A 12,244-nucleotide genomic window follows, 5' to 3' on the forward strand; every position below is an offset into this window, starting at 1 on the left:
CAATCCACCACAGCGCACAAGTATTTCAAATTTTTCAATTCAAACTTCGGATCAATTCCCCTCCAATTGAATCCAATATTTTTTCAAAGAATCCCCTCTACCCTATCAATCTATCCCCAATGACTGCCAAAATACCCGAGCTAAGGATTAAATAGAACAGGTAAGTCAAGCATGAACGGAGGATATTGACTGCTCGATTGCCGGTATCGAAAAACTGCCAAAATACCCAGAAGGCATATGTAATAGAAAGAAAGAGGGGTATTACTTCCAAAATATCACTGGTAATGAATATTTCTAGTGAAATAAAAATTGAATATAAAACTGCCTGCTGACCGGTGATGTAGGCATTGAGAACGATATGCTCGAGGTAATTTCTCCGAAACCCAAAAAATGCGAGCTGTGAAGCCAAGGAAAAAATCGGAATAAGCAGTAAGGTAGTGTAGGCGTAGTTTGCAGAAAACCATTGCAGTGACGCCGGCAATTCGGACCCCTCTGTTGCTTTATAGGCAAAGAAGCCCGAGATCACATCTTCGATTAGGGTGTTCTGCTCGGCAAGCTGAGATATCAGAAAATAAACAGTAGACAGCACCAATACAAAGGGAATCGGTTTGTAGTAATTTTTCCGCTTACCGTCCAGAAATTCCCGAATGGTATTTCCAGGTCTAAAAAATAAGGCCCAAATCGTGTGAAAAAAACCTCTGTTTACTTGAAAAATACTCTCAGAGAGTTCATTTAGAAAATTTGGAAGATTGATTTTAGTGACTTTTGAAGCTTGCCCGCAATTGCTGCAATAATTCCCTGTCACACTTGATCCACAATTCTTACAATCCATTCTTTGTTCAATTAATCTTTCCCTTTAGCCCTTGAGTTTAGGCCTCAGTAAAATTATTCCCTTTTAGGCGATATGGAATTCAAAATATCAAATAAATATAAAGAGGGAAAGGGAGATTTGGAGAATAGGGAAAGCGAGATTAAGAGAATGGGGATTGGGGAAAAGGTATTATACAAAGCGGCACTTCAGGTACTTGATCTTTTCGCCTTTGTCAGAAAACATCTTTTCGTAGCGGGTTTGAATCCCGAAGTGATCGTCCTTCCATTCGCTTTGGTAGAAATCATGAGTAAAGCCAATCAGGTCGATGTCTTCGCGACTTTGGAAGAGCTCCAAGGTATAGTCAAATAAGCCAGTATTGTCAGTCTTGAAATGAATAATACCCTCCTGCTTCAACAGGGGCTTGTACATCTCCAAAAAGCGCGGAGAAGTTAATCGGCGCTTCTCGTCTCCATCTCGGGGAAATGGATCGGGGAAGGTGATCCACAGTTCAGAGATCTCGTCCGGAGCGAAGGAAGCATCCAGCAACTCGATCTGCGTGCGAAGAAAGCCCACATTGCTGATGCCCTCTGCAGTGGCGATGGAGCTGCCTTTCCAGATTCGACTGCCTTTGATATCTACACCGATAAAGTTCTGATGAGGGAAATTCCGAGCCAAGCCGACGGTAAACTCTCCTCTGCCGCAGGCTAATTCGACGACTAGTGGATGATCATTTTGAAATTGGATTTCATTCCAATTGCCTTTGATCGTTTCAAAAATTGCTTTTCCGGGCTGTACAACATTGGGATTAGCCTCATTTTCCTTGAAGCGAACCAGTTTCTTTCTGCTCATTTAGATCTCGTCGATTTCTGCGACCACAAAAGTACTCCCTCCAATAAATATAAGGTCATCCGTACTCGCTTTTTTTCGGGCAAAAGCAATGGCTTCATTCACATCGGGGATGATTTTACCTTTTAACCCAAAACTAGCAGCGGTTTCAGCCAAAGTTTCGGCAGGCATTGCTCTCGGAATTTGTGCTTTTACAAATACATATTTAGCATTGGTCGGGAAAAGAGCCAGAATCTTTCGAATATCCTTATCCTGCACCATTCCGATAATCATCCAAAGTTGGCGGTAAGAATAGGTTTTCAGCTGTTTTAAAATCTCTACCATTCCGGGTTCATTATGCCCCGTATCTGCGATCATCAGCGGATTTTCCTGAAGAATCTGCCAGCGCCCTTTTAATTGAGTTAGCCCTGTGACATTAGAAAGACCTGCTTTCAGTTGCTCATCAGTGATTTCCCAACCCAGGCTGCGGAGGGTATCGATGGATTCCAAAATCCCCGGTAGGTTGTAGCGCTGATAGGCTCCGATCAGATCCAGTTGGATTTGATATTCCTTCTGCTTCTTTTTCGCGATAAAATTCGCTTTACCATTTAGCAATTGGGAGGCTGAAATAGACCAGATTTGATCAGCAAAACTGATGGGAGAAGCCGCATTTTTTGCTTTCTCCAAAAAAACTGCGCGAGTCTCCGGATGAGTTTCGGAGATGACTACATGAACTTTCGGCTTGATGATACCTGCTTTTTCCCCTGCGATCAGGGCTAGGGTATCCCCCAGAAACTGCATGTGATCGTAGCCGATATTGGTAATCAAGCTCAGTTCAGGTATAATGACATTGGTGCTGTCCAGTCTCCCTCCCATCCCCACTTCGATGACGGCAATATCTACTTTGGCTTTTGCAAAATACCAAAAGGACATGGCGACGGTCATCTCAAAGAAACTTGGCTTCAGCTCTTCCATGAAGGCCTTATTTTCGGCAACAAATAGAACCACTTCTTCTTCAGGAATATCGATCCCATTCACGCGGATGCGCTCCGTAAAAGACTTTAGGTGCGGAGAGGTGTAAAGTCCCGTTTTGTAGCCTGCCGACTGCAAAATCGCTGCGATGCTATGCGAAGAACTCCCTTTGCCATTTGTCCCGGCGACATGCACGGATTTGAATTGGCGTTCCGGATTCCCCAGATGCGCACAGAGGGCCAAGGTATTGTTGAGGTCATTTTTGTAGGCTGGAGCGCCAACTCGCTGGAAGTTGGGCAAAGAATTGAACAGGTACTCCAGAGTTTCCTGATAGTTCATATTGAGAAGCGAGATCGAGGATTAAAATTACTAACGTAAAGCTAAGGAATGATTCTTTAGGCTGAATCTTATAGGGAGAGAATTTAAGGGAAAAGGGATTGGGTAATAGGGATTAGGAGAATAAGAGAATAGAGAATGGGGATTAGGGAATGGGGATTTGGAGAGGAAGAGAATAAGAGAAAGGAGATTGGGAGCCGCCATTGCTACCGGGGGAATTTGAATTAAAACTATGTTTTCTATGATCTCTATGCGGTTAAAAAACCTTTTGCCCTTTGTGTTAACCTTCGTGTACCTTGTGGTTAAATACCTTTCGGGGTTTTGGAGAATAGAGAAATTAAAATGGCGATTAGGAGAGTAAGAGAATGGAGAATGGGAACCGCCATCGTTATCGCGGGGATTTGAATTAAAACTATGTTCTCTATAACCTCTATGTGGTTAAAAAACCTTAGTGCCCTTTGTGTAAACCTTCGTATACTTTGTGGTTAAAAAAACCTTTAAAAAGCCACTGAAAAAAAAATCAATCGATCTTAATCACAAAAGTGATTTTGCCTGAGGAAAAATCCGCTGCGGCCCCACCTTGCTTTTTGAAATTGATCTGATTGACTACTTGTCTGTAGTAAGCCAAGACTTCATTGGAGACATTGTATTCCAAAGGAACTGCCTGAACAATCTTTCCAGCATCGTCAACGGTAATCTTAAATACGATCTTTCCATTTCGAGTTGATACCCGATCATTGATCGCAGGTTTGGAAGCGAAGTCCCATCCTGCCAGATCCAAACTGTATCCAGCACCTGAGGCCACTCCTTTTCCTGAACCTTCGCCCATAATCGCTCTGCCATCTACAGTCCCTTTTGGATCTCCGGCATCACCTTTTTCGGTAGAAGATCCCTCTGCCCCACCGGAAGCTGCTTTTGTTCCTTTTCCGGAAGTTCCCCCCGCTCCAAAGATCGCTCGTTGATCCACTTTAGGTTTTTCAGGAGCTTTTTGAACTGTCTCCTCAGCTTCTGCTTTAGCAGGAGTGGTTACAGTTTTGGCAGGTTCAGTTTTCACTGGCTCTGGCTTTTTGGTGTTTTCAGTTGCTTTTTCTTCTCCTCTGATTGGGGAAGGTTTCGTAGTTACAGCTTGATTTACAGTAGGTTTTGAAGCCGTTTTTGGTTTCGCTGTTTCTGTTTTTGGACTTGGTGCAGGAGTTGCCGGTTTGGTCACTGCTTCAGCAATCTCACCCGGAGCAGCGGCTTCTGTCACTGGAGTCTGTACCTCAGAAGGGGCATTGGGACTATTTCGATCTCCAGAACCAGTTGGGGTAAAGCCTAGGTTTAATTCTAAACCAAATGTCGGCAAAGGTGGGATTTGTTCTTTCCAAACAACGATGAAGTAAAAAGCCAAAAGCAAAGCCACATTGAGGATAATGGTTATTATCCAAGACTTTTTCTTGCTTTCACTCTCTATTTTATCTGAATCCCAATACTGCATTTTAGTACGGTTTTGTTGCTATGGAAACATTGGCTTCAAGCCCGGCAGCAATACCACCGATCTCTACTAAATATTCAACAGGCACTTCCTTATCAATATGAAGTACCACCTGACCTTTTTTACCAGTCAACAAGGAAGTAAGCTCAGCTTTGATTTGTTCCCGAGAGACAATCTTATCATTCACTGAGTACTTGAAATCTTTGGTAATCGTCACCGTCACTTCCTGCATCACAATATCTGAAGTCTCACTGGAAGGTAAATTGACCGGTAATCCTGAAGGCGTGATAAATGATGAAGTAAGCATGAAGAAAATCAAAAGCAAGAAGATAATGTCCGTCATGGAGGACATGCTGAATGCTGGATCTACTTTGTTTTTCGCTTGAAGTCCCATCTTATTTATCTTGAAGTAAGTCGATAAATTCTATGGAAGAGTATTCCATATTATGCACCAATTTGGAAACTTGAGCTACCAAATAATTGTAGCCTAGGTAAGCTAAAATACCCACTACCAATCCTGCAGAAGTGGTGATCATAGCTTCGTAAATACCGGTGGAGAGCAATTTCGGAGAAACCATTCCCTCCTCTTGTGCCACTGCAATAAAGGCCTGAATCATACCTGTCACTGTACCCAAAAATCCGATCATCGGCGCTGCTCCGGATACGGTGGCTAATAAGTTTAGGTTTTTCTCCAGTTTGTAGATTTCGATTTTTCCTACATTCTCAATCGATACCTCAATGTTTTTTAAAGGGGAACCTATTCGTTCGATTCCTTTTGCGATCATATTTGCCACTGGGGTATTCTCGCTTGCGCAGAGAATCCTAGCTTTTTCGGTATTTCCACTTTGCACGAGCACCTTAACCTGATCCATCAAATGTGAAGAAGTCGTAGACGCTTTCTTTAAAGTCAAAAGTCGCTCAAAGAAGATGAAAATGGCAAGAATAAATAATAGGTAAAGCGGGATCATCATGTAGCCACCTTTGATCAAAAGGTCTAGCAAACCAATGCTTTCCGCTGTTGCGCCCATTGAAAGGCTATCTGCTGCTGATAAAGGATCAGCAGAGAGGGTTTGAAGTAGAATCATATTAGTATTTCAAAATCCATAAAGCTTCTGTGTAGTCTCCTTTGATTCGTTCCAATTCTTCGTTTGCTTTTGTAAAGCTTGAAAAAGAACCAATTGCTAAACGATAGTTTTTGACATCATCGTATGGCAGAATCAAATAAACAGTAGATGCTCTATTGCTGTATTGCGGATATTCTTCCAGTGCCAGTCTTTCATTTGGCAAACTTCCAACCACAATAAAATAAGTAGGGCGATCTGCTTTTGATTCGATTCGAACCAAAGTTCCTTCTCCCTTATAATCAATAGTTGTACCAGTTTCGGGCTTTTCTAAAGTTACTGTAGCGGAATTCGTAGAATCCACAATAGGATCTTGATTTTCAACCTCTTGGATTCCTGTATTTGTATTATTATTTATAGGATTTTCTTCTACTACAGTTGGCATTTGATTGGACGCTTTAGCAACCACCTCAGCGGGTTCACTAACAGTAGAAGACATTTGCCAAATGATGACCAATATGATTCCAACCGCAATAGTTAAAACCACCCAAATCCAACTGGAAGAGCTCTTTTTAGCAGCTTCTGATGGTTTGTTCGGAATTGTTTTAGGGCTTTTATCCTCGGCTATCGGAATAATTATAGGTTCTATCGGAACTTGATGTGTTACAATAGTTTCTAATTCTTCAGAAACTATGTGTTCTTCAGTTTCTTCAGGCCCCTTGCTTTCCACAGGAGCTCCGGATTTCAAAGGTGAGATCTCCACATAAGGGAGGCCATAGTCTTTTGGATCGGACCAATTTTTATCAGGATTGTCTTTACTGCTCATTTGATATCTAGGAAACCTACGAAACTAACCGAATTGACTGTAAACCCCAACCACTATTCCAGAAACCTTAGAATTTAAAGGAAGCTCCACCCACCAATTGAATACCTCTGACAGGATAATTGAGCCATCGGGTATTTTGTCCATTCAACAGGTTATTGCCTTCGGCAAAAATAGATATCCGCTCAGTGATTCCGTAATCAGCTTTTAACTGAAGGTCTGCAATAGATTTGAGTTTGACTACTTGATAAGTTTCTGGACCTCCTATCTCAACACCCAGTGAAGCTCCTCTTGCTTTGATTCCGCCCATGAAATTTAAATTTGCCTGAACAATCAGTCGCTCAATCGGTGTCACCTGATTATTGACTCTAAACTCCCAAGTAGGTCGATGCCAAGCCTCTGCCTGCTGATTCAGGTCATATTGATACAAATCCAATCTTGATCCTAGAGTGTAAATATCTGACATCTTGAATCCAAGTTCTGCATTGATGTTGAATACGGCTACTTTATCATCATAGACCAAATTGAATCGTTCTTCATCCGAAAAATCTATGACTTTAATCCTGTAATTATTGACGAAGAAATACAGCTGATTATATCGGCTGACATCTATTCCTGCTCGATAATGAAAGGACTCCTGAAACTGTCCTTCAATTCCTGCTTGAATTTTGTAATTATTGACCGTATTTAACAATCTATTTGTCGGACCCAGGAATGGATTCTCCATCACGAAACTATAGTAAGTATTTCGATTGACATCGCCCGTGAAAGAACCATAAAATCCGAACTCAGGTGCGAATTGATAGGAAGCTTTCAACACAGGGAAAACCCTTAAATTGCTTGACTTATCAGCGATTGAATCATTTTCTGAAACTACATTCAGTCCCGCGGTAAAGTTGAATTCGCCGTAGTTATAAGAAACAGTAGGTTTGATTCCAAAATAGGTTCTGGTTTCAGCGTAGTTGAAATCTTCGGGACTGGTACTGTAAAAGTCCAGATCCACTTTTCCGGACCAGTCCTCATTTGCCCTAAATTTCCCACTTCCTTTTATTCCAAATTCATTTTCAACAGCCAGATAACTGTCTTTGAAATTTCTAAAACTCAGTTCTCCTTCGTAATAAAAAGGACCTACTTTCTCTATTTCCCGAATTCCAGCTTTCACTTCTACAGTATTCAATACGTTACCGGGAATTTGCGTCAAATCAATATCCATATTGGAGGCTAGTGTAGTATCAAAGCCATAAAACTGATAGGAATCTTGCTTCCATTTCAAACCTCCATACACTTCAAAAAGATCTGCGAAATAACTTCCATCAACTCCAAGGTTGGTGTGCGACTCCTTGGATTGCTCCGCTAAAACAGGACCTTGTCCAAAGCTCTGATGATTGAGTTGAACTGAATAATTGAAATCTTCAACCTGTGTTCCCATATACCTCACCTCTAAAAGTGGTGAAACAAAGTTCCCGTATCCAGCCCGGATAAATCCGGGATACAAGTCCATTCGAGGCGCTTGATAGTTTTTTTGAGCGGGCGTAGCTGCAAGTTGTAAAGGCTGAAGATTCAAATTATATCTTGAAACCATATAATTAAAATCAGTCAAACCCTTAGGCTGCGGAAGTACCGGAAGTTTTTCAAAAATCCGCGGCTGTGCCGGTAATGTCAAGACCCGGTCTTTACGAATCACAAACTCCTGATCCTGAACCTCACCTCTTGATTGCGTCTGAGCAGTAGACAACATTGGAAGTAATCCAAACGATCCGCCCAAAAGAATTGGAAATAGTAGCTTCTTCATGGATTATTTAATGGTTTGAAGTTTGGATTGTGCCATTGCTTTAATTTCTGCATTGGTAGATCGCTCTACGATTGATTCCAGTGTCGCTTTTGCTTGGAAGTCCTCCCCTGTTTTCAAATAGTTGTCGGAAAGCAAAAGAAACATTCTTCCATACCAGTAGTCGAAGTCCACAAAAGGTCCTGAATAATCAAATATAGCATCATTCGATCGGTTGATATCCCCGTTTTCTTGATAGGCTAATGCCAGCAGATAAAGCCCTTCAGCTCCTTGAACGGTCTTATATTCATTTACCAAAGCCAAAAGCGTTGTTTCAGATTCCGGTTTTCGATTCATTTCCTTCTGTGATTTTGCTTTGGTCAAAATTGCATTAGGAGTAGATTCAGGGATGATTCCATCCAGAGTCAATAAGCGATCTGCCTGAGTTATCGCATCCATGAATTTCTTGGTCTGGAAATTTGCGATCATCAGGCCTTGAACCGCTTCAGCTTCCTCCACTTTATTTCTTGAATTCTCCACCGATGTCTGCAAGTAAGGAATTGCCTGAGCAAAGTTCCCTTTTTCCAATTCCATAGCGCCTATTCGTTGAATTGCTCGAATTCGCTGCGGAGAAGCAGGCTCTTTTTCCAAAAGCCTGAATTGTGCCAGCGCTTGATCTTTGTCTCCAAGTTGGGAATAACTATCTCCTAAGAAATATAATACATCAGCTCGCTGAGCAGCATCCGGATAGCTTCTTAGGTAGTTTTCAAAAAGCCGAGTTGCCTGTGCATAGTTTTTATCAAAATAAGTTCCTTTTGCAGCTTCGTATTCAAGCGTTTGCACACTGCCACTGCTAGGATTAGCTCCTTTGTAGTTTGACAAGTAAGAAGCAAACTCAGCAGATCTTCCCTGTAAAGCCAAGGTCTCCTGAAGTCCCTTTAAGGCAGTTTCAGAGTTTTCTGAATTTGGATATTGGTCTAAAATGGTTTTGTAATCTGCAATGGTCTGATCGTAGCTTTGCAGTGAAAAATTAGCCACTGCACGTCCTTCCAAGGCATAAGGAACAAATGGACTGTTTGGCTTGGAGCTGATCAAATCAGAAAAACTAACTGCAGCAGTTCGATATTGGGTTTCCTCCATATTGATCTGACCACGCTGAAACAGTGCATCTTCGATGTAAAGACTATTGGGATATCTGGAGATCAAAACATCGAGCTGTCCGAGTGCTTGCTGGTTTTTCGATTGAAAATTCTGAACTACAGCCAATCGGTAATAGGCGTAATCGATTCCTTTATTGCTTTCATTAATCGCACGTTGGAAAGTAGCCTCAGCTTCTGAAAACCGTTTTTGGACATAATAGCAGTCTCCCAATCGAAGAAGCGCATCGTCATAATTTTCCTTGTTCTCTCTTGTTCTGAGACGGTCGGTATAAGTTTTAAATTCCTGCTCCGCCTTTCCATACTGTTGCGAATTAAAATAGGCATATCCCAAGCCATAGAGACTTTTGGTCAAGTAGGCACTGGAAGTTTTTTTACCCATTGCAATCGCAGCATCATAGGATTTGATGGCCTGAGCCAGATTCCCGGATGAGGAATTGATTTCTCCTTTCCAGAAATGTGTTTCTAAAGCTATGCTTGGATCTTCAGGGTATTGCAGCGATTTGTCCAAATAAGCTAAGGCGGGATTATACTTTTGATCCCGGTAATAGACCATTCCCTGGTAGAAAGCTACTTTCTGATAAGCTGCTCTGATTCTTGGAGATTTGGTGGAGAGCTTGTCCATTTGCTCTATCGCTCGTAGGTAATCATTGGTATTGACTAAAGCCTCAGAGAGTAAGTTTTCTGCCTCAACCTTATTTTTTCCGGAAGGGTAAGTGTCCAAATACTCATCCAGCGCTGAGATAGCAGCTTGAAAACTACCTTTCTGCAAATTGACTTTCGCAAAGTTGAAAAGTGCATCCTCCTTGATTTGAGGGTTGAAGTCAGTTTTGGAAGCTGCACTGAAACTGGTGGATGCGAATTGGAAATTTTCGACTTTCAAATAAGAATGGCCCAGGTAATAACTAGATGCTTGTCCGAGCTCATCAGTAGCTGAAGCAGATACCTTAAGGTAATCCGTAGCTCGCTGGTAGTTTTGAATTTCAAATTGAGCGATTCCCGCCTTGTAGATTTCCGGTCTCGATAGCTCCCCCTTTTTTGAATTTATAAATGCATCGTAATTCTTTGCTGCATTTTGGAAATCTTTCTTGGCATAATATGCTTCCGCCAAATACAAATAGATGACTTCCTTTTTCTCCAGGTTTTGGCCCGAACTTACCAAAGGCTCGGCATAAGAAATTAATTGCTCATAGCTGCCTTGCTGGTAGTACATCGCAGCCAAGAGGTATGGAACCTTGTTGGCATAATACGGAGAAGTCGCCGCCAACTGTAGATCTGAAATTGCCTTTTGAGTATTGCCATTTTCGAGCGCAATAAAGCCGCTGTAATAATAAGCATCTGCACTGATCGGCTGATTCATTGTTTTAGCCTGATCAAAAAATGGAGCAGCCTGTCCGTAATTTTTTAATTGAAAATGAGCATAGCCCTGCTTGAAAAGCACGTCTGCCTGATTTGCCGGCGAGAGTTTTCTAGCGTCTACCAGCTGATATCCTTCCAGCGCTTCCCGATAATTTCTTTTGTAAAAAAAATGATCTCCGAGATATAAACCTGCCGTAGCTACAGAGGGATGATTTCCATTTTCCAGAATATAACTCTTCATCAAACCTGGCCCATCAGGGCTTTCGAGCTGAAGTGCCGACATAGCTCGATGGAGATCGGCTGATTTGTATTGTTCAGAATTGATGTTTTGGTTGAGCAATCTGGAATTGTCAAACAAACTTGCTGAAAAAAGCTGTTTGTCAAAAAGCTCCAGATTATGATCCAGCGATTGCTGCGGACTGGTTTGATAAAGGGTTGACTGTGCAAAAGTCCCAGTACCAAGTCCAATGCTCAATAAGAGCAATAAGGGGTATCTCATAGATTTAGCTCCATTTTTAGCCAATTGGAAGAGACTATCCCAGGTGGAAAACCACCGAGCACAGCCACTATTATTATTCCAAAATGGCCGGATTCATAGTTTGGCTTAGGTAATCAATGTAAGATCTTGTAAACGAGCTCCCGGAGAATCTCAGCATGAGACATGTCTCCGGAATCAACTCCTTTATAACGAAGATCGGCTTCTTTTATGTGTTCAAATACATCAATTACCTTGCCCAAATTGTAGTTCCTGGCAGCGATCACATATTCTTTTACCACAAAAGGAGGCAGTCCAAGCACGCTCGCGAGTTGCTGATCACTGGCTCCCTTTTTCCGCTCTTGGTGGATGATCATGATTTTTGAAAAGTAATTATACATCAGTGAAAAAAGAGGAATCACCGGATGTGCTTTGGAATTTAACCCAAAGTATTGGATGATCTTGTTTGCTTTGAGTACGTCTCGGAATCCGATAGCTTTCAAAAACTCGAAATTGTTATAATCCTTATTAATCCCAATGTATTTGGAAATATCATCGGTGGTGAATCTGGTAGACTCCTTAAAATTAATCAGCATCTTCCCCACCTCATTGGTCAGCACTTCCAGATTATTCCCAATCGAATCCGCCAATAATTGTCCGGCACGTGGATCAATACTGTGTCCCAAATCCTTAAAGTAACCTTCGATCCACTTCAAAAGGTTGTATTCCGTAACTTTGTCTGACTTGACATGGATGGTCCGCTTTTCGATTTCTTTTCCTAAAGCCAAGCGACCATCAATTTTTTTATACTTATGAGCCAACACCAAAATGGTACTGGGAAGGGGGTTGACCAGATAGCTAATCAGCAATTGCTGGGCTTCTTCTTTTCCCAGATCAAGAATACTTTGCGCTTCTTTAACAATAACTACCTGGCGCTCGGCCATCATGGGGAATTTCCGGGCATTATTGAGAATCGCCCCAACAGTCACATCCTTTCCATAGAGAATAATCTGATTAAAACTTTTCTCGTGCTCTGCAATCGCATGCTTTTCAATAAAGTCAGTAATCTGATCGATAAAGAAAGGTTCATCGCCGGATAAAAAATAAATCGGAGCAAACTTTTTCTCTTTCAGGTCCTTGAGGACAGCTTGGGGTGTATGGGGCATGGAAATCTGGATTCTTC

10 protein-coding genes are annotated in these 12,244 nt (G+C 41.8%); all 10 read right to left on the reverse strand.

Going from position 1 to position 12,244, the window contains the following annotated elements:
* Positions 1-97: 97 nt before the first annotated feature.
* Positions 98-832, reverse strand: a complete 735-nt coding sequence (locus tag BVC88_RS12400) for a DUF3667 domain-containing protein (protein ID WP_075351023.1) — start codon at positions 830-832, stop codon at positions 98-100.
* Between the two features lie 168 nt (positions 833-1,000).
* Positions 1,001-1,660, reverse strand: a complete 660-nt coding sequence (gene trmB / locus BVC88_RS12405) for a tRNA (guanosine(46)-N7)-methyltransferase TrmB (RefSeq protein ID WP_075351024.1) — start codon at positions 1,658-1,660, stop codon at positions 1,001-1,003.
* Positions 1,661-2,947 (reverse strand): bifunctional folylpolyglutamate synthase/dihydrofolate synthase, encoded by a 1,287-nt coding sequence (locus tag BVC88_RS12410; protein WP_075351025.1) that lies wholly within the window; start codon positions 2,945-2,947, stop codon positions 1,661-1,663.
* Positions 2,948-3,464: 517 nt separating this feature from the next.
* Positions 3,465-4,421, reverse strand: a complete 957-nt coding sequence (locus BVC88_RS12415) for an energy transducer TonB (RefSeq protein ID WP_075351026.1) — start codon at positions 4,419-4,421, stop codon at positions 3,465-3,467.
* A gap of 1 nt (position 4,422) precedes the next feature.
* The gene (locus tag BVC88_RS12420; protein ID WP_075351027.1) at positions 4,423-4,812 is read right to left on the reverse strand and encodes an ExbD/TolR family protein; all 390 of its coding nucleotides are present in this window, start codon (positions 4,810-4,812) and stop codon (positions 4,423-4,425) included.
* Between the two features lies 1 nt (position 4,813).
* Positions 4,814-5,503, reverse strand: a complete 690-nt coding sequence (locus tag BVC88_RS12425) for a MotA/TolQ/ExbB proton channel family protein (RefSeq protein WP_075351028.1) — start codon at positions 5,501-5,503, stop codon at positions 4,814-4,816.
* A 1-nt stretch (position 5,504) separates the two neighbouring features.
* On the reverse strand, positions 5,505-6,305 hold the full coding sequence (locus BVC88_RS12430; protein ID WP_075351029.1) for an SPOR domain-containing protein: 801 nt from the start codon (positions 6,303-6,305) through the stop codon (positions 5,505-5,507).
* A gap of 67 nt (positions 6,306-6,372) precedes the next feature.
* The gene (locus BVC88_RS12435; RefSeq protein WP_075351030.1) at positions 6,373-8,094 is read right to left on the reverse strand and encodes a hypothetical protein; all 1,722 of its coding nucleotides are present in this window, start codon (positions 8,092-8,094) and stop codon (positions 6,373-6,375) included.
* A gap of 3 nt (positions 8,095-8,097) precedes the next feature.
* Positions 8,098-11,085, reverse strand: coding sequence for a tetratricopeptide repeat protein (locus BVC88_RS12440; RefSeq protein ID WP_075351210.1), 2,988 nt, complete (start codon positions 11,083-11,085; stop codon positions 8,098-8,100).
* Positions 11,086-11,198: 113 nt separating this feature from the next.
* Positions 11,199-12,227 carry a DNA polymerase III subunit delta gene (gene holA / locus BVC88_RS12445; RefSeq protein WP_075351031.1) on the reverse strand — a complete coding sequence of 343 codons (1,029 nt, stop codon included), beginning with the start codon at positions 12,225-12,227 and terminating at the stop codon, positions 11,199-11,201.
* Positions 12,228-12,244 lie beyond the last annotated feature (17 nt).

The organism is Algoriphagus marinus, from assembly GCF_001936475.1.
In the GTDB taxonomy this organism is placed as follows: Bacteria; Bacteroidota; Bacteroidia; order Cytophagales; family Cyclobacteriaceae; genus Algoriphagus; species Algoriphagus marinus.